The following is a 19,122-nucleotide window of genomic DNA, read 5'->3' as shown; positions in this document are numbered from 1 at the left end:
AGTAGAATATGAGAGTAGAATATTGATATCTGTGCATCGTTCAGTCCCTTCATTTTACATCTTCTTCTATTATATACGTTTTCATGCTTATTACATCAAAAAAAAGCTACCGGAAATCATTCCGATAGCTTCCTTTCTATGAAACAAAGAAACTAATTGTGAATACAACAGCGAACCCAACTAACCCAATAATTGTTTCCATCACTGTCCAGGTCTTTAATGTCTGTTTTTCTGTCATGCCAAAGAATCTATTTACAAGCCAGAATCCAGAATCATTAACATGAGAGAAAACAGTGGCACCACTTGCGATGGCAATAACGATTAATCCAAGCATTGGTTGAGAAACTTCCATCATCCCGATGATCGGTGAAACTAATCCTGCTGCCGTAATCATTGCAACTGTAGCAGAACCTTGTGCAACACGAACAAAGGTAGAGATTAAAAATGCGGCCAGTACAAGTGGCATGCTGGATGTCGCCATCATTTCACCTAATACATCACCAACACCGCTGTCGATTAACGTTTGTTTAAATACGCCACCAGCACCTGTAATTAGAATGATAATCCCGGCAGGTTCCAATGATTTGGTCGCAATATTTTGTACTTCCTCTTTTGTATAACCGCGTTTGGTTCCAAGTAGATAAAACGTAAGCAAGGTAGAAATAGTCAATGCAACGAACGGATGTCCAATAAATGTTAGCAAGGAATGTATAAACGTTCCTTCTTCAAGAATTAATCCGAATACTGTGTTGATCAGAATCAATACGAGTGGAATCATAATTAGAGTCGCAACCATTTTAAAACTAGGCATGTCCCGATCATTTTGATCCACTTGCTCTTGTAATTGCTTTTCCGTAATATAAGCCGGAGCCTCTAAATGTATTCTCTTCGCAATAAACTTCCCAAACATAGGTCCCGCAATAACCATTGCCGGAATACCAGCTAGCACACCAAATAAAATGACCCAGCCTAGATCTGCACCTAAAATAGAAGCTACCGAGATTGGTCCAGGTGTTGGAGGCACGAAGCTGTGTGTAACAGCTAGTCCTGCTAAAAGTGGTATCCCGAAATAAAGGAGTGATTTCTTCGTCTTTTGTGCTAAGCTGTACACAATTGGAATTAAGATAACGAGCGCCACATCAAGAAATACTGGTATGGCAACAATAAATCCAGTCAAACCAAGTGCCCATTGTACTTTTCCGTCCCCAAATTTATGAATTAAAGTGAGAGCTAGTCGTTCGGCACCTCCTGAGACTCGTAACATTTCACCGAACATGGCCCCGAGACCGACCACAACGGCAATAAATCCAAGAGTTCCACCCATTCCTTCTTCCATGGTGGTTAGAATCTCGGTAAGCTCCATTCCGGACAAGACACCGATAAATAAACTCGATATGAGCAAGGCTACAAACGCTTGCAATTTTGATTTCATTACTAAAAACAGTAACAACGATATACCAAGTATTGTAACTAAGATTAACATTGTCGTATTAGACATTCTCTCTCCCCCTTATACTTTAGCGTTTTCATTAAGTGAAACTTCAATCAGTGGGTTTTCTTTTTCCCCACTGATTGTTAGTTGAACGGATCGGGGTGTTAGCGCCCGTATCTCCCACCGCTTCAATTCATGTATTGAAGTCGTAGTCTTACGGACGGTTGCACCGGGATAAATGGACTTATTCTACCATTCGGCAATCGAACCGTCTTGATGTCTCCAAATTGGATTTCTCCAATGTGTGGCTTTTTTCTCCATTTCTTTAACATGCTCTTCATTTACCTCGATACCTAATCCAGGTCCGTCTGGAATGTTTACAAATCCATCTTTATAGGTAAATACATCTTTATCCGTAATATAATCCAACAGATCGCTGCCGACATTGTAGTGGATGCCCAAACTTTGCTCCTGAATAAACGCATTGTGTGAGGTTGCGTCGACCTGTAAGCATGCAGCTAGTGCAATTGGTCCAAGTGGACAATGTGGTGCAACTGCTACATCAAAGGCTTCAGCCATCGATACAATTTTCTTACACTCTGTTATTCCACCAGCATGTGATAGGTCTGGCTGGATAATGTCCGCATATCCTTCTGTTAACAGGGATTTAAATTGCCATCTTGAAAACATGCGCTCTCCTGTAGCGATTGGTGTTGTTACATGATTCGCAATGTCACGAAGTGCTTCATTATTTTCCGGCAAAACAGGTTCCTCGATGAACATTGGGCGGAAGGTTTCGAGCTCTTTTGCTAATGTTTTGGCCATTGGCTTATGTACCCTTCCATGGAAATCAATTCCGATTCCGACATACGGTCCAACTGCGTCTCGAACAGCTGCAATTCGTTCAATAACCTGATCAATTTTTTGATGGGAATCTACGTATTGTAATTCCTCTGTTCCATTCATTTTAATTGCCTGGAATCCTCGGTCCACTACTTCCTTGGCAGCATTTCCTACATCTGCCGGTCGGTCTCCCCCAATCCAGGAATACACCTTAATGGAGTCACGGCATGCTCCTCCAAGTAATTGATGAACAGGAGCATTATAGTATTTTCCTTTAATATCCCAGAGTGCTTGATCAATCCCTGCAATGGCACTCATTAAAATTGGACCACCGCGATAGAATCCAGAACGGTACATCATGTTCCAGTGATCCTCAATCCGTTGTGGATCTTTTCCGATGAGGTTTTCCATTAATTCTTCTACCGCTGCTTTTACTGTCGCAGCTCTTCCTTCGATAACGGGCTCTCCCCAGCCAACGATTCCTTCATCTGTTTCGATTTTTAAAAATAACCACCTTGGCGGTACTTGATATAATTTATAACCTGTAATTTTCATTGTTCTTCCTCCCCTATTCTTGATTTACTGCTTGTACAAATGCCGAAGCTCGTTTTGTAAGTTCATTTAAAAATTCATCTGTTACTTTTTCCACAGAAGATACTAAAGAACTTCCAAGTCCTACTCCTACCGCTCCGTTTTTAATAAATGATGCAACGTTTTCTACTGTTACTCCACCGGTAGGCAACAATTTCAGCTGTGGAAGTGGACCACGTAAATCCTTTACGTAACTTGGTCCTAATGTAGAAGCTGGAAATACCTTAATGATATCTGCGCCTTCTTCAAAAGCGTTCAAAATCTCGGTTGGCGTATATGCTCCAGGAATACTCACCTTGCCATAGCGCTTCGTTAATTTAATCGTTTCCCTATCAAAGGTAGGGGACAAAATAAACTGAGCCCCTGCTGAAATAGCTAGTCGTGCTGATTCCGCATCCAGCACCGTTCCTGCACCTACTATTACTTCGTCTCCCAATTCACTACTAATTTTTTCAATCGTTTGAAATGGGGAAGGGCTGTTCAGTGTGACTTCTAATGTTGTTATTCCTCCCGCATGTAATGCCTTTGCAATGGCGATAGAGTCCGCCGTATTGTAACCACGTAGAATCGCAATTAGTTTTTTATCTTCAATCCAGTTAAGCGTATTCATTTCTAATCCTCCCTTTTACCTATCTGCTGACGTCTTCTTTAGTTCCTTGGCTTGTCTGCTCATTTAACTGCTTTCTATCGGGTAATCCCTCATAATCGCCAGTCATCATGGTAGCAACAGCGCCTGTCCAGCAAGCTCTTTCGACTGCCCCTTTGATGGGAATACCGTCAAGTAATCCAGATAATAACCCAGCCGCAAAGCCATCCCCTGCTCCGATTGGATCCACTACGTCGGAAACAGGATATGCTTCAACGTGCCCTTCTTCCTGCTCAGCTTTATAAAAGGCTCCTTTTTCACCTAACTTCACGACAGCAAGTTTTGCACCTAGTTCTATACATGCTTGTCCGATTTCCTTTTCCTGTCTGCTACCAAATAAGAATTCCCCTTCACTAACCCCTGGTAGCACAATATCAGACTGCCTGATTATCTCAGTTAAGGTTTCTTTTGCCTCTTTTTCTGACCAAAGCTTTCGTCGAACATTCGGATCGAACACGACTTTAACATCATTCTTTTTTGCCAATTCAATTGCATGAAAAACAGTCTCCCGACATGAGGGGCTTATAGCTGGTGTTACGCCAGATAAATAGAGATAGCTTGCTTTCGCTATATATGCTTCGTTTAAAAAGCTAGGCGTCATTTGACTTGCTGCAGAGTTTTTTCGATAATAATAGACTCTAGCATCTGAACCGTTCACGATTTCTTTAAAAAATGTTCCCGTGCTGTTTTTGTTATCAAACTCCACTAAAGAGGTATCCACACCCTCTCCCCGAACTTCCTTTAGGATTTTCGCTCCCAGCTCATCTTCTCCTAATCTACTAACCCAGCCTGTTTGATGCCCTAATCTACTTAAACCAATTAGCGTATTTGTTTCCGCTCCTGCAACTTTCGGAATATAGGAAGTGGCATTTCTCATAAGCCCTCTTTGGTCTGGAGTTAGGGATACCATTGTTTCTCCAATTGCAATAACATCCATCTGTTTTTCCTCCTTCCATTATCTAATTTCCACTATAGCCAATACCACGTGATATGTTTAAGGCCGTTTTCATTACCTGTTGTGCTATTTCTTCTTTTTGCGTGAGCATTCGTTGCTTCGGACCTGCTACACTTATAGCTGCTGTGATGTGCCCTTCGTTGTCATAAATCGGTGCTGCTAAGCAATATAGCCCTTCTTCATTTTCTTCATCATCTATACTGTAACCGTTCTTCTGAAACTCCTCTAATTGTGCTTCTAATGCCTCTAAACTCGTTACCGTATGTTCTGTAATCGGTTTTAGCTCCACGTTATGTAATAGTGTTTTTCTACGTTCCTCCGGCATGAAAGCTAGAAATGTTTTCCCCAGTCCAGTACAATATAATGGCTTTCTGTATCCAGGCTGGGCCGAGGTCCTAATCGAGCGATTTGTATCGATTTTTGCAATGTAAACCAATTCCTCATTGGATAATACCGCCATAAAGATCGTCTCTTGTACAGAATCCTTTAATTTCTGTAAATGTGGGAAACCTACAGAATGAATATCCAATGATTCCATCGCTCTAGTACCTAACGGGATTAACTTTTCCCCTAGGCGATATTTTTTTATCATATCCTGTCGTACATAACCTTCATCTTTCAATGTTTTTAACAAATTGAATGTACTGCTTTGTGGTAAGTTTAGTTTCTCGCTAACCTCTTTTATCGTTAAACCCTCCGAATACTGGGAGAGAACTTCAAAAATTTCAAATACCCTTTTTGCTGACTTTACCGACATTATTACACCTCCTTTAATTCACATATATGATTTTGAATTACATATGTGAATTAACAAAATCAATATATCATGTGAAAGCGTTTCAGTCAACTAGAAAAAAATAATAATAGATTGGTTAAAATGGTTAGAATTTTTAATAACACAGCACTTTACAATGAAAAAAGGGAAAGAAATCGCGTTTGATTTCTTTCCCTTCGAACTTTTTATAATTAATGTACTTCAATTCCGCCATCAATGTTAATTGCTTGTCCTGTCATATAATCAGAGTCAGAAGATGCTAGATAAGAAACTAAGTTTGCAACATCCTCTGGCGTTTGGGAACGTTCTAGCGGGATTCCGTTTACTTGCTCCTGCCAAGCTTCGCCTTCTTTCAGGCCTTTATATTCAACCATTCCTTTATCAATACGATCCCACATACCTGTACCTACAATACCTGGGCAATAGGCATTTACTTTAATGTTAAATTGAGCAAGCTCCTTAGCAGAAACCTGTGTCAATCCGTGTACAGCAAATTTCGTCGCAGAATAAGCTCCTAATAATTCAAAGGCTGTTTTACCAGCAATACTGCAGGCATTAATAATTTTACCGCCATTTTCTTGCTCTTTCATCTGCTTCGCCGCTGCCTGTGTACCATAAACTGTTCCGTACACATTTACGTTAAAGATTTTGTCGAGACTTTCTGGTGTTACATCTTCAATTGCTTCAACCTGGTCAATTCCAGCGTTATTTATAAAGACATCAACTGATCCAAATTCATCAACCGCTTTTTTAACTAGATCGAATTGATCTTCTTGTTTCGCTACATTTCCTTCTACTGCAATCGCTTTAATATTATTCTTTTTAAATTCTTCTACCGTTTCCTGAGCTAGGTCAATATTCATATCATTAATAACAATATTAAATCCATCGTTCCCTAATCGCTCAGCAATTCCTTTCCCAATACCTTGTGCTCCACCTGTAATGACTGCTACTTTACTCATATATTTCACCTCTCCTAAAATTTTGTTTGTAGTTTATCTACCCTAGTACTTTACTCACAAAACGTCATTTAAAAATACAGAGACAAATTCCTTTTGCATAGAACTTAACGAACTGGCGCACCTTATTATTAGAAACTACTTTAGAATGGAGTTCGTTTTGTGGAAGAAGCCCTCTTCATCCTTTACCGTACCCCAATTGCTTTTATCGCAATTCTGCTGTTTTTTAAACTAACTGGCAAAAAAGATATTGGAGAAATAAGTGTTTTAGAAATTGCGGTCACGCTCATGATTGCTGATTTAGGCGTTATTGTCATTGAAGAACAGGAGAGATCTCTGTTCATCGCGCTCCTGCCAATCTTTCTCCTTGTTCTTATTCAATATATTGTATCCAAAGTTACACTTAAAAGCCAAAAAGCCCGGGACCTTATTGACGGAAGGCCATCCCTTATTATTGAAAATGGTAAGTGCCATCAACAAAACATGCGGGATAATGGGTATACAGTTGACGACCTTTATACGCAGCTGCGTGACAAGGGTATCGCAGATATTTCAACCGTAAAATACGCCATGATCGAAGCGTCGGGTGCTTTTTCTGTCTTCGATTACGACACCCCATTTAGCCTCCCCGTCATTGTTGATGGGATAGTGCAAGAAGAGCAGCTTGACCTTCTTCGTGTAAATAAAGAATGGCTATTTAGCCAAATTGAGCAACGGGGACTTACAGTAGAGGATGTATTTATTTGTAGCTATACAGACGGAGAAATTTATATAGAAAAAAAGGAGTAGAATCCCCCTCATTCAGGTGATTCTACTCTTATAATTTTCCTGTATTTTGCCAAACTAATGCTGCAGCCCCGATCAAGCCTGTGTTGTTTTCAAGCTTTGAAGGGACCACACGTGTTTCTCTTCCTAATGGACTTAACGCGTACTTGGAGACATAGTCATTAACTGCTTCAAACAGCGCTTCCCCTACATTTGATACGCCTCCACCTATTACAATAAATTCGGGTTCAAGCGTATTAATTAAGGTAACACAACCCATACCAATTCGTTCAAACACCTCTTGAACCATGGAAGTTATGTCAGGGTCCCCCTCATTATATAGTGCAAAAACGTCTATGGAGCTTAGTGGTTTGCCCATTAGCTCTGTTCCAAGTCTTGCTATCGCAGTACCTGATGCGACATACTCGAAGCAGCCTTTTTGTCCACAATCACAAGTCCCTTCCACACGTGTGTCTACCGCCATATGGCCAATATCCCCTGCATTCCCTCTAGCTCCCGTGTAGAGTTCACCGTTTAGAATAAAACCTGCGCCAATACCTGTGCTGATTGTCATATAAGCAAAGTCATTAGCCGATGTACCAGCACCGATCCATTTTTCTGCAACTGCAGCTGCACTTGCATCATTGGCCAGCCATACAGGTACGGAAAATTGCTGATTGAACTGGTGAACAACTGGGATATCAACCCATTGTGGTAGATTTGGCGGACAGCTGATTAATCCATTTTTCACATCAAGTGGGCCAGGAGCACCAACCCCTATCCCGGTAATATCCGATTCTTGTAGGCCATTATCTGTTAAAAGTACCTTAATAGAAGCGATTATTCTATCAATCATTTCTGCTGGTACAATTCCTTGATCTGTAGGAATTTTAGTATGTGACAAAATTTTGCCCGCATGATCGATTATTCCAATCGCTGTTTTTGTTCCACCGATGTCTACTCCTACTGCTAAACTCATTTCAATACCTCCAAACGTTTCCTTTTTTCCCTTAACCAGAGAAAGGACTTGCCGTGACAATTCGGTGATATTTATTACCACCTAATTGCCGATCAGGCATAGAGAACGGGGCATCATGGTAAAGTCTTTCTTCATGAAGCTCTTCCAGTGTCTCGACCTCTCCGTCTAGCCATTGTTTCAACCGATGTATAGATGATTCTAATCTAACGATAACGCCTCCATAGCGTATATCTAACACTTCCCAGCCGAAAGCTTTATTCGTCCAAAACCACATTTCTCTATGGAAGGTACGGAGTGTATCTACTTCCCTTTTTAACTGTGTCATGTCATCTATAGCATGGTGTATTTTCGTGATATTCTTTTCTTCGTATGCTTGTTTTATCTTTATGCCTAATTCTGATTTTGTGCTTAACACGTTTGCCAGTTGTGTATAATATGTAAAAATTGGTTGCCATAAAGTGGCTTGTTGTACCTGTTTTAATTTTTCGTATAAAGTAGTGTAATGCTTTGCCATAGGTAATCCCTTAATATTCTCATCAAACAAGCCTAACAAGGGATCTTGCCATAACATGAATTTAGAAGGCTGGCTTGTTTCTAAATTATTCTCACCTACTCCGGGTGTTTCATCAAATTGGCTTAACAGAAGAAAATCATCCATGTTTCCTCCAGTACAAAACGCAAATCGCTTTCGAAGCACTTCTTCGTCAACTTCTTGTTGATACCCATGCTCGGCATACAGTTGTAGACCAAGGAGTCCCGAAAAAGTTGGTGTTTCCGCCCCATTATCTCCCCAAAACGTGGCAAAGACTTCCTTCACGCCTGCTTCTTTACAAGCTGAAAGTGCTGCCTCAGTAGTAGAAAAGGTCTTTCCATAATTCGGTGCAATGCCATTCCATGTCCATACTCCCCCAGCAAAGATAAGCCCCCTCTTAAGGTCTTGGTGTTTTTTGATAAACTGCCGGTAAAAATCTTTGTCGGAGTGGTAATAATCCCAGTAGACGAGAGAAGCCTGGTTGGGAATCTCTGAAGCGATTTCCTTCGGGACAACGGAATTGAGATCATAATAATTTTGCTCTTTAGAGCCTAGTTTAAAATACATGTCACTCCAATACATTGGCTCTAACCCATATTTATCGGTAATCTCTGTGACCTGGTTTACATGTTCCTTCATAATAGAAAATGTATCTGTGTACGGGTTATGTTCCAAATAGTTTCCTCGACCGAGCTGATGCGCTTCATCCATCCCAATATGTATTCTATTAGTGCGAAAAGGACTGCTTGCAGACTCAATTAACGCATCTAAAAATTGGTACGTTTTCTCCGAACCTACTAAAAGTATATCTTCCGTATCTCGAAGCTCTTCAGCGTAATTCCATTTCAATGCCTCTGTTAGATGTGCTAGAGTTTGAATACAAGGCACCATTTCTATTCCTAAACAAAAAGCCACATCATCCATCGCACACAATTCTTGTTGCGTATACTTTCCGCGCATATAACCGAAATATGGAAAATCCTTTACAGAAAAGGTGTCCTCTGTATATACCATTAAAACATTTAATCCCATAACAGCCATTCTCCGAAGCAACATTTTCACACCTTCGACAGTTGGAACAGCATTACGTGAAGCATCAATCATCGCACCGTTTTTTTCAAATTGAGGTGTTTCAACCAGGTGGAAGGACTCTTCCGTTTGAAAGGCTTCCAGCCATTTACCTAAGGCGCGAAAAAAGTGAGTTTTTTTATCATAGAAAATATAGCCTTTTGTCTCATCACAGCCCAATTCAATAGGTCCCTGTCTTTGCTTCACTTCAATTGGAAAGCCTGAAGAATGAGAGCTAATCTGCAATATCTCTTCTAATAACGTAATTCCTTCATGGAGCTCTTCCATATCTCCAGAAAAATGAATTCGCATGAATATCCCTCCATTACTAGATTTCAGCTGCTGTTTCCTTGCTTTGAAGATGGGCATAAAGTGCGCCAATTAAATTTGCCTGGTTACGAAACTGACAAACCTCTACATGTGGCATAACGTGTACAAGATCGTCGAGCTGCTTAAAAATGACCTCTAATTGCTGCTTCACTCCAGCTAACACGCTCTTTTGTGCACTTATTCCCCCGCCAAGCAGGATAACATCTGGATCATACAAATAATGAATATTATAAACGAGTGAAGCTAATGTGAAATAGAAGGTGTGAATGACCTCTTTTGCGGTTTTTTCACCCATTTCGGCCTGCTCGAAAAGCCATTCTCCTGAAATACTGTCCACATGCCTTCCCGTCTTTGCAGCATAATTTCGAATCATGGCCCGGGTAGACGCCATCTGACTAACTTGCCCTACCGTTCTCTCTTCCGGATTCACGGTAAGCAGGCTATACCCAATTTCTCCACCCAGTAAGTGGCTGCCTTTATGTAATTTCCGATCCTTTACTAGTGCTCCACCAATTCCTGTACCGACTATGATTAACGCAGCATCGCTTACATTTTGCGCAGCTCCTTGCCAAACTTCTGCAAGGGCTGCACAATTTGCATCATTTTCAACTGTAGTATATAGTCCAGTTGCCTGTTCCAATTCCATTTTCAAATTCCCATGATGGATAAAGGGAATGGCACTTGTACCTCCAACTTTCCCATCCGGAAAAACTGTTCCAGGAGAACTAACAGCTATTCCATCCAAATTCCCATTGGCTTGTTTCTGTAATGTCACCACATACTGAAGGAGATCCTTTAATGATTCGGGCGTTTTTACTTTTTGCTCTTGTTCTATAGTTCCTTCTTCGGTCATAAATGCTGATTTAACAAACGTTCCACCTAAATCGATTGTTAAGTACATCACGATTCCTCCTGTATGTTAAGGGGTAATTTGCAGGTTGGCTTTCATTGTCGCATGGGAATTTCCCCCAACAAACCATTGTATTAGACCTGGCTCCACAACATATTCCATCTTGTTATTCCAAATGGAAAGTTCTTCTTTTCCAATCGAAAACGATAGGCTCTGTTTTTCTTTTGATTTAAGGGGGAGCTTTTTAAAACCTTTTAACTCTCTTATTCTACTCGTTACAGAAGCTTCCGCATCATAACGATATAGCTGTACAACTTCTGCGCCATCTACAGCACCCGTATTTTCGATAGTGACCTCAAGCGTGACGGTTGCGCCCTCATTTAATTCGTCAAGAGAAATAGAATCTCGTGATAATTGACAGTCATTCATGTTAAAGGTTGTATAGCTCAAACCATAGCCAAATGAGAAAAGTGGCGTTGCTTCCATATTCCGATAAGGTAGAAGCTTTCCCAAATCTTTATGATTATAATACACAGGCAACTGTCCACTAGACCTTGGAATAGAGACTGGAAGCTTACCACTTGGGTTTACATGGCCAAACAAGATTTCTGCTATAGCTGTCCCACCCTCTTGCCCAGGATACCAGGCACAAAGAACACTTTGACATGATTCTACGAGGGTCCCTATTGCATGTGGTCTTCCTTGTATGACAACACCTACCATCGGCTTACCTAGTTTTCCAAGCTCTTCTATTAAAGTCTCCTGCATTCCACCTAAATTCAAATCAGCGAGGTCCATTCCTTCTCCGCAGTCCATATCTGCTGGTTGTTCGCCTGGAATGGCAGCACCATTGGTATCAAATCGAATATCAAAGTCTCGAGAGCTACTGCCACCAACTGCTAGAACAATTACATCAGCATCTTTCGCTTTTTCAATCGCCTCTCTAATTTCCTCCGGTGATCCCTCTCTAATCCCACACCCTTTGGCATACACTATTTCTGTTCCATTCGGGGCAATCTTCTTAATTCCTTCTAAAACCGTTGTTCCTTTTCCTGCTTTTTGGGTGGAGGTATAGTCTCCAAGCTGATTGTATATGGAATCTGCATTTGGACCAATCACGGCAATACGCTTATGTTTACTTTGTAATGGTAATTGGCTGTTCTCATTTTTAAGCAGGACTACTGATTCACGAGCAACCTGAATGTTTGCTTGGCGTACCGTTTCGTTATCATTACTTGTCGTAATGCTTTCTTCTTCCACATATGGGTTCTCGAATAGTCCAAGCGAAAACTTTAAGGATAAGACCCGTCGAACCGATCGATCGATGTCCTCTTCCGTTACAAGTCCAGTTCTTACTGCCTCTTCCAAAGTTGTAAAAGACTCATCCCATAAGCTTACATCCACCCCAGCATCCAAGGCTGTCGCAGCTGCCTTTACATAACTGCCTGTTTGCATTTCCAAGCGATCAATTGCTACACCGTCTGCCATGACAATTCCTTTAAAGCCCCATTCATCACGCAAAATTCCCGTCAATAGACCTTTGTTTGCATGACATGGAACGCCGTCAATTTCGTTATAAGCTGCCATACAGCCAGCAGCACCCGCTTCTGAACCTGCCTTCATTGCCGGCAAATGGATATCTCGTAATTCTCTTTCGCCAATTATTGCTGGTGCAGCATTAATACCGCCTTCTCCAGCTCCTTGGGCACTAAAATGCTTTAAGATAGCGCCAATTCTATCAGAACCAGCCAATTTCTCAAAAGAACCACCCTGTAATCCGTCTACTGCAGCTCTGGTGAAAGAAGCGGCCAGGAACGGATCTTCTCCAAAGCACTCCTCAGACCTTCCCCAACGAGGATCACGCAGAATATCTAGTGTTGAAATGAGACCAAGATGTGCTCCTCTGCTTCTCATCTCTTTTGCTATATGCTGGTACATTTGCTTCATAAGCTGTGGGTTCCACGTTGACCCTACCCCAATATTTGTAGGAATCATGGTCCCATCTAATGCTTGGTGGCCATGTGGAGATTCCTCTGACAAAAGGGCAGGAATGCCTAGCCTCGTATTTTCTATAATATATTTTTGGATTTGGTTTGCCAGCTTCGGACTTTCCGACGCAGTAATTCCATTTTCATAGGTTCGTGCAGACCAAGGATCTGCACGAAACAAGCCATAAAGAACGCCAATTCCATTCCAGCGACGTACCTCATCTGTAAAGGTTTCGGTTAAGGTAATGTCACTACCGGTTTTCTGATAGGCTTCCCATCCATATAACTTTTGGTTAAGCTGGCCTACCTTTTCTGTTAATGTCATTCTACTGATTAAGTCATCCACTCTAGTTTCGATTGGATAACTAGGGGATTGATAGATGGCCATTATTCTTGATCACCATCTTCTGTTCTCAAACGGAAGGTTTTAATCTCATAAGGCTTTGCCGTCGTTTCGATAACCCCATTTGAATGTAGACCCTCCTGAACCTTTTCTTCTAAGAGATTTGTTTCTTCTACTGTCGTCACTTGGAAGTTTGGTTTCAGCACAACATTTTTCCTTGAACCAGTAGCTTCATAAAGGCGTACAATCAAGCCTTGATTATCTTCTGCTTCTTTGATTGTATCTACAATGACTTGATTTTCTTCCATATTGATAAATGAATGAGAAGCAGGAAGGCTACCACTATTTTGATTCTCACCCTCAACTACTACGCTAGGCTGGTTAAGTTCATAACCCTGCTGGACTGTCTTAGCCTGTTGCCAGCTTCCTTCATGTGGATAAAGGGAATAAACAAATTGGTGTGTTCCCATGTCTGCTGTTCGATCAGGCCATTTTGGTGCACGTAACAGGGATAATCGTAGTACTTGCCCCTTAATGTCATAGCCGTACTTAGAATCATTTAATAAACTAACACCATAATCTCCTTCTGATAGATCAGCAAAACGATGACCACACACTTCAAATTGGGCTTTTTCCCATGATGTATTCGTGTTAACAGATCGCTCAACAGTACCAAATGGAATTTCATAGGTAGCATGAGAGGCTCTCACATCTACTGGAAACGCTACTTTAAGAAGCTTATGCTCTTCCTGCCACTCTACCTCCGTTTTAAAATCTATTCGTTTATGAAAATGAGAAAACACAATGTGCTGGGTAATCGTTGAATTAGAAAGCTTCCATGTAAAACTTAAAACATCTTGAACAGAACCCTGCTCAATCACATCTACTTTTACCAGTTCTGCTTCTTCTGCTGGATGCTGTTCAAACTCTGGATCAATATCCCATGCGTCCCATACCAATGGTTTATCATGGAAGAACTGTAATTGATTTGCTACTTGGCCAGACAGTACAATCTCTCGTCCTGCTTGCTTATCAAATAACGAGGTCATTTCTCCCTTTTCATTCCACTCCACGTGATAAAAGTCAGTATCCCACTGATAATCAAAGGTTTTCTCGGTCAATTCCTGCTCCTCAGACTTTCCTTCTTCCAACCAGATCGTCGTATAACCCATTGCAGGGATATCTGATACGTATATAGAAGCCACATAGTTTTCCTCCCTGATCATACGCACTGTCATTGGGAGTACGTCACCATTTTCCGTACAAGCAGTCTGGTTTGCCAGCTCTATACCACCGTGAATTTCAATTGTTTCATCGCGTTTCCATGAGAGACTGTTAAATAGAATATATGCCTTTCCTTCTCTTTCAAGTTGTATCTCTTCGGCTATCGCCTGTAATGCAGTTTCTCTAGCTCCTTGGCCAATTTGGAAAATTTCCTTGTAATCCTTTGTGGACTGCTCGTATACTTCCGGAATCGAGGTTCCAGGGATAATGTCATGAAATTGATTAAACAACAGCGATTTCCAGCCTGTTTGCAGTGTACTGTTATCTACATTCTTTCCAGAAATGTTAGCAAAAGCGGTCCAGATCTCTGCTTCACGGTATAACCCTTCTGCAAAACGATTTGCCTTCTTGTTATATGCATGGGTAGTATAGGTGCCACGATGTAGCTCCAAATACATATCTCCACTCCATGTCGGTAACGGTGGATTTGCTTCGGTAATACCTTTAAAGAAAGCATCTGCTGTACTGAATTCTACTTTAGGTAATCCCGGCAGTTCCTCTGAATGCTCAGCATAGGCAAGCATTTCCCTCGTTACACCGCCACCTCCATCGCCATGACCATATAAAAGCATTTGCTCCTCGTGCACGTCCTTTTGCTTAAAGCTTTTCCAGTGTGTATCTATTTCTTTAGGATGTGTATGTTCATTTACCCCATGATTTAGATAGGAAAGAATACTCGTACCATCAATTCCTTCCCAATAGAATAGATCATATGGGAATTCATTGGTATCATTCCAGTTCATTTTTGTAGTCATAAAATAGTTCATTCCGGCAAGTTTGAGAATTTGTGGTAAAGATGCACAATAACCAAATGTATCAGGAAGCCATTCTATTTCCGGCTTTTTACCAAACTCATTCTTGTAAAAGGTTAAGCCATAGAGCAGCTGACGAACAAGTGATTCTCCGGACGGGATATTTAGGTCCGGCTCCACCCACATTCCCCCAACTAATTCAAAACGTCCTGAATCAATATGCCCTTTAACTCTTGTGTAAATATCTGGATAATGTTCTTTAATATACTCAAAGGTACTTGGCTGACTTTGCGCATACGTAAAGTTTTCATCTGTTTCTAATAACGTACTCATTGTAGAATAGGTACGACTTACCTTACGAACCGATTCTTTTGCAGGCCATAACCATGCTAGGTCAATATGTGATTGCCCAACAAGGTGAATTTTTCCTTTGTTTGAAAAGTCCATGCTAGCTAATTCCTGTTTCAAAGCTTCCATTCTTTCGCTAACCCAGCCTTGATTATTCCACTGATCTGCGGAAACATGCTCTACTGTTTTTAAATGGGAGTTTAGAACATTTCCTACAGTGATTCGGTCCATATCCACTGCTGGTAAGAGCTCGATTGCTTCTATGTATGCTTTTATTAAATAGATATATCTTTCAAGTGCTTCATTTTTCACAACAAGCGCATTTTCCAAAAAGTAAACCTCTGGTGGTGCGTATTCCGCTGGTTCGTTTTGTTCGTTTAACATGTCTTTTGACTGGGCTATCGGGTTGTATAACTCCACTTGAACATCCCATTTTCCTTTATCTGATAGAGGGAGTGGTGCAAAGCTACGGTTTCGGTCTATTCCGTGATAGGGTTTTCCGTTGATAGAAACGAGTGCTTCGTGGTTTGTCGGTTTTCCATCTGCTCCAAATAAAAGATGCAACCCAATTGATTCACTATTATTCCACTCTGTAGGTTGTGTAATCGTTTGGTTTAAAAAAATAGTCTCCCTAGTTGAAACAAGGGAATCTCCTTTTTTAACTGAAAAGTTTTCCTTTGTCCACGTATAGGAGACTGGTTTGTCATAAATTCCTTTTTTTGCTTCCCATGATCCTAGTTCTTTTGTTTCTGTATGTACAAATTTAGATATTTTCGATAAAAATCGGTGGATTCTTTCCATAATGTCCTCCGTTTAATTCTGGTATAGTTTTTTTAAAAGGGGGCTGGGACATCACGTTCCTTCCCTTTTCAGGAAGTCGAACAATAAAAGACTGCTTAATCACCGCTTCGGAAAATACTGCGCTTTCCGTGGGCACGGCCTCAGTCTCCTCAGAAGCAAAGATCGCTTCTTGCGGGGTCTTCGGACTCGTGCTGTTCCCACTGGAGTCTACGCATTTCCCTTCGCTAATAAGGCGCATTTAAAGTCTTTATACTATAATTCGAGCGATCGTCCGGTTGTTTCTTTTTTTGTTACGTCCCAGCCACTAAATTTAGTCGTTACATGATTATTGATTTATTATTTGTGTCTCAGTCTTTGTCTAGATTCGGACACTCTAGGCTTTTCTTATTCTCCTACTGTTTCTTTCCACTCGTCATATTGTTTTTGTACTTCGTCGATTACTGTTTGAAGTCCTGCTTCGTTATAACGTTCTATTGCCATTGGTACATGCTCTTCTGGATCGACACTTCCCGTAAAGATTGGTGGCATGAATTCACTTGCTACGTTGGATACGTTGGCAATTTCTGTTCTAACTGGTGATGGATCAAAGTGGAATCCTAGAGATGGTGAACGAACACCTGAATCGTTAAACTCTTGGAATGCTTCCCATTTGTCATCTGGGTCATTTTCAAACAGATCTAGAATAAAGTGATTTCCTAGTGCATACTGAGGCACTGAATAGCGTTCCCCTCTTGCTGGTAAATTCACTATTTTACCATCCTCATTTTTCTCATAGTGCTCCCCTTCGATTCCGTAGTTCACTAGATTACGAGCAAACGGATCAGTGTTTAGCAAGTTAAGAAATTCCATTGCTTCTTCTGGGTGTTTAGATGTAGCAGATATAGCCATCAGAGAACCCGTAACCGCTTCGTTATTAATAATTGGGTCTGTTAGGGGTTGAACTTTAACTGGATAACCAGCATCACGCTCCCAAAGAAGCTCAGCATATGGGTTATATCCTTCAATTCTTACAAACCAGTTTTCTACATTGTATGGCCAAGGATCTGTTGAACTTGCAGCATCAGAAGGAACATATCCTTTCTGATAAAAATCACGCATTACTTTAAATGTTTCCATTGCTTCATCTGTTTCAAGAAGATTTACAGCCGTTTCGGTATCTCCGTTAAATGGAAATACAACTGGCATGTTCCAACCTAATACATAATCAAATGGCATAACAGGTCTGAACATACTTGCCGCTGAGATTGGTGAGAAGCTAGGCTCGTTGTTTTTAATTTCTTCTAACATTGGCTCCAGGTCTGCGAATGTTTCAATACTTTCCGTATCAAAGCCATACTTTTCTACTAAGTTATCATTAAAGACAAGAACACTTTGGTTTCCAATCTCTTTATTTGCTGGAATTCCATAAAGTTCCCCTTCTATGCTAGCACCTTCAATTAAATCAGGGTGAAGCGCTTCTTTCACATCTTTCCCGTGGGAATCAAGTAAATCGTTTAGGCCCACGTATGCTCCTCTTTGAGCATTTAATGTATACGTACCACCGGAGACGAAAGCGATATCATAATTTTCACCAGAGGAAGTAATAATTCGCATTCTTTCCTCATAATCTCCCCAGTCAATTTGTGTCATATTAACACGGACACCAATTTCTTCTTCTGTATAATCACTTAACTCTTCCATAACCTTGTCTGTATCAGGTTGTGGTGTTCCTATCATATACCATTGCAGTTCTACTACATCATCACTATCTTTACCATCAGATTCCCCACTAGCATTATCATCACTACATGCAGCGAGCAACAATATTGCAAATAAGATAAATAGTCCAAAAACCTTTTTCATCTTTTAACCTCCCTATTATTATCTCTACCTTATGATATTACGAAAAATACTATATTCTAAAGAGCCGCGGTTCTCTTTAAAAACATTGATAAAAACCATTTCAAAATTCTTTAGCTAATGGAGGAAGCTTATTCTTTTACTCCCCCAATAGTTAATCCACTAATAAAGTACTTTTGGAAAAATGGATAGGTCAGTGCTATCGGCAGTGTTGCGATCACGACCATTGCCATTTTTGCAGCATCTTGTGGAACGGTCGCATAAATTTCTTGAACGGCTCCACCAAGCTCTGTATTTTGCCTAATAAACTCAAGGTTGTTTTCAATACGCATTAAAAGAGCCTGTAATGGAACCAAATTGGGATCATCGATAAATAACAGAGCATGGAACCAATCATTCCAATATCCCAGTGTGCTGAATAGCGCAATAGTTGCTATTCCGGGAACAGCAAGCGGTACACTAATCTTAAAGAATATTCTCCATTCACTGGCTCCATCAATTCTGGCTGATTCCAAAATTGCTTCCGGTATGGAACGGACGAAGAAGGTCCGCATAATAATAATGTAAAAAGCATTCATTGCCAGTGGCAAGATTAATGCCCATATTGTATTTCGCAAATCGAGAAATTGATTCATTACGATATATAATGGAACCAATCCTGCATTGAACAACATTGTAAAAAAAGCAAAAAAGGTAAAGAACCCTCGGTAACGGAATTGCGGACGTGAAATGGCGTACGCATACATGGTAATCATAAGAACACTTATAACAGTACCAAGAATAGTAACTAAAAGAGAGATACCAAAGGATTGAAATAGCTGTCCACGCATATTCCATAGATAAGAATACGCATCAAGTGACCATTCTTCTGGAATAAGTTTGTATCCATACCTAATCAGTGATTCCTCAGATGAGACGGAAATAATAATGACGTACAGGAATGGGAAGATACAGAGAAATGCGGATAATCCCAATAAGACGGTCATGATTATATTTGTTTTCGGACTAAAATGGTGAGGGTTTCTTACTTTTTTTCTTCTCT

Annotated in this window: 14 protein-coding genes; 1 reads left to right on the top strand and 13 read right to left on the bottom strand. The window is 40.7% G+C overall.

The features are described 5' to 3' along the window. Positions 1 to 136: 136 nt before the first annotated feature. The 6 genes from BN985_RS06985 to BN985_RS06960 all read right to left on the bottom strand — a co-directional run bounded on the left by BN985_RS06985 (position 137) and on the right by BN985_RS06960 (position 6,204). Entirely contained in the window at positions 137 to 1,498 is a 1,362-nt protein-coding gene (locus BN985_RS06985) for a GntT/GntP/DsdX family permease (protein ID WP_042222078.1), read from the bottom strand. Positions 1,499 to 1,681: 183 nt separating this feature from the next. Beyond that, complete coding sequence (gene dgoD, locus BN985_RS06980; protein WP_042222076.1) at positions 1,682 to 2,830, bottom strand: galactonate dehydratase; 1,149 nt, start codon at positions 2,828 to 2,830, stop codon at positions 1,682 to 1,684. A gap of 13 nt (positions 2,831 to 2,843) precedes the next feature. Beyond that, entirely contained in the window at positions 2,844 to 3,476 is a 633-nt protein-coding gene (locus BN985_RS06975) for a bifunctional 4-hydroxy-2-oxoglutarate aldolase/2-dehydro-3-deoxy-phosphogluconate aldolase (RefSeq protein WP_042222074.1), read from the bottom strand. Positions 3,477 to 3,495: 19 nt separating this feature from the next. Continuing rightward, positions 3,496 to 4,449: a sugar kinase gene (locus BN985_RS06970; protein ID WP_042222072.1), complete on the bottom strand. Its 954-nt coding sequence runs from the start codon at positions 4,447 to 4,449 to the stop codon at positions 3,496 to 3,498. A gap of 22 nt (positions 4,450 to 4,471) precedes the next feature. Beyond that, positions 4,472 to 5,224 (bottom strand): IclR family transcriptional regulator, encoded by a 753-nt coding sequence (locus tag BN985_RS06965; protein WP_042222070.1) that lies wholly within the window; start codon positions 5,222 to 5,224, stop codon positions 4,472 to 4,474. 209 nt (positions 5,225 to 5,433) lie between these two features. After that, the gene (locus BN985_RS06960) at positions 5,434 to 6,204 is read right to left on the bottom strand and encodes an acetoin reductase (RefSeq protein WP_042222068.1); all 771 of its coding nucleotides are present in this window, start codon (positions 6,202 to 6,204) and stop codon (positions 5,434 to 5,436) included. Between the two features lie 159 nt (positions 6,205 to 6,363). On the opposite strand from BN985_RS06960, the gene BN985_RS06955 reads away from it, so the two are divergent. Further along, entirely contained in the window at positions 6,364 to 6,990 is a 627-nt protein-coding gene (locus BN985_RS06955; protein ID WP_042222066.1) for a DUF421 domain-containing protein, read from the top strand. A 28-nt stretch (positions 6,991 to 7,018) separates the two neighbouring features. On the opposite strand, the gene BN985_RS06950 is transcribed toward BN985_RS06955, so the two are convergent. From BN985_RS06950 to BN985_RS06920, 7 genes are all read right to left on the bottom strand, one after another. Beyond that, positions 7,019 to 7,945 (bottom strand): ROK family protein, encoded by a 927-nt coding sequence (locus BN985_RS06950; RefSeq protein WP_042222065.1) that lies wholly within the window; start codon positions 7,943 to 7,945, stop codon positions 7,019 to 7,021. Positions 7,946 to 7,976: 31 nt separating this feature from the next. Beyond that, the gene (locus BN985_RS06945) at positions 7,977 to 9,857 is read right to left on the bottom strand and encodes a beta-N-acetylhexosaminidase (protein WP_052360632.1); all 1,881 of its coding nucleotides are present in this window, start codon (positions 9,855 to 9,857) and stop codon (positions 7,977 to 7,979) included. A 16-nt stretch (positions 9,858 to 9,873) separates the two neighbouring features. Continuing rightward, complete coding sequence (locus BN985_RS06940; protein WP_042222063.1) at positions 9,874 to 10,776, bottom strand: ROK family protein; 903 nt, start codon at positions 10,774 to 10,776, stop codon at positions 9,874 to 9,876. 18 nt (positions 10,777 to 10,794) lie between these two features. Continuing rightward, positions 10,795 to 13,101: a glycoside hydrolase family 3 N-terminal domain-containing protein gene (locus BN985_RS06935; protein ID WP_042222062.1), complete on the bottom strand. Its 2,307-nt coding sequence runs from the start codon at positions 13,099 to 13,101 to the stop codon at positions 10,795 to 10,797. Then, on the bottom strand, positions 13,101 to 16,241 hold the full coding sequence (locus BN985_RS06930) for an alpha-mannosidase (RefSeq protein WP_042222060.1): 3,141 nt from the start codon (positions 16,239 to 16,241) through the stop codon (positions 13,101 to 13,103). Before BN985_RS06930 ends, BN985_RS06935 begins: the two co-directional genes overlap by 1 nt. A 384-nt stretch (positions 16,242 to 16,625) precedes the next feature. Then, positions 16,626 to 18,083 carry an ABC transporter substrate-binding protein gene (locus BN985_RS06925; protein WP_042222059.1) on the bottom strand — a complete coding sequence of 486 codons (1,458 nt, stop codon included), beginning with the start codon at positions 18,081 to 18,083 and terminating at the stop codon, positions 16,626 to 16,628. A 128-nt stretch (positions 18,084 to 18,211) separates the two neighbouring features. Further along, entirely contained in the window at positions 18,212 to 19,066 is an 855-nt protein-coding gene (locus BN985_RS06920) for a carbohydrate ABC transporter permease (RefSeq protein WP_408634673.1), read from the bottom strand. Positions 19,067 to 19,122: the final 56 nt, after the last annotated feature.

The organism is Oceanobacillus manasiensis (genome assembly GCF_000724085.1).
In the GTDB taxonomy this organism is placed as follows: domain Bacteria; phylum Bacillota; class Bacilli; order Bacillales; family Amphibacillaceae; genus Oceanobacillus_B; species Oceanobacillus_B manasiensis.
This window is presented reverse-complemented; position numbering and strand designations above follow the sequence as displayed.

Coding starts and splice junctions, on each gene's coding strand:
- BN985_RS06975 (WP_042222074.1), bottom strand. CDS start 3,476: ATGAATACGCTTAACTGGATTGAAGATAAAAAACTAATTGCGATTCTA.
- BN985_RS06925 (WP_042222059.1), bottom strand. CDS start 18,083: ATGAAAAAGGTTTTTGGACTATTTATCTTATTTGCAATATTGTTGCTC.
- BN985_RS06935 (WP_042222062.1), bottom strand. CDS start 13,101: ATGGCCATCTATCAATCCCCTAGTTATCCAATCGAAACTAGAGTGGAT.
- BN985_RS06950 (WP_042222065.1), bottom strand. CDS start 7,945: ATGAGTTTAGCAGTAGGAGTAGACATCGGTGGAACAAAAACAGCGATT.
- BN985_RS06965 (WP_042222070.1), bottom strand. CDS start 5,224: ATGTCGGTAAAGTCAGCAAAAAGGGTATTTGAAATTTTTGAAGTTCTC.
- BN985_RS06985 (WP_042222078.1), bottom strand. CDS start 1,498: ATGTCTAATACGACAATGTTAATCTTAGTTACAATACTTGGTATATCG.
- BN985_RS06930 (WP_042222060.1), bottom strand. CDS start 16,241: ATGGAAAGAATCCACCGATTTTTATCGAAAATATCTAAATTTGTACAT.
- BN985_RS06945 (WP_052360632.1), bottom strand. CDS start 9,857: ATGCGAATTCATTTTTCTGGAGATATGGAAGAGCTCCATGAAGGAATT.
- BN985_RS06920 (WP_408634673.1), bottom strand. CDS start 19,066: ATGACCGTCTTATTGGGATTATCCGCATTTCTCTGTATCTTCCCATTC.
- BN985_RS06960 (WP_042222068.1), bottom strand. CDS start 6,204: ATGAGTAAAGTAGCAGTCATTACAGGTGGAGCACAAGGTATTGGGAAA.
- BN985_RS06940 (WP_042222063.1), bottom strand. CDS start 10,776: ATGTACTTAACAATCGATTTAGGTGGAACGTTTGTTAAATCAGCATTT.
- BN985_RS06970 (WP_042222072.1), bottom strand. CDS start 4,449: ATGGATGTTATTGCAATTGGAGAAACAATGGTATCCCTAACTCCAGAC.
- dgoD (WP_042222076.1), bottom strand. CDS start 2,830: ATGAAAATTACAGGTTATAAATTATATCAAGTACCGCCAAGGTGGTTA.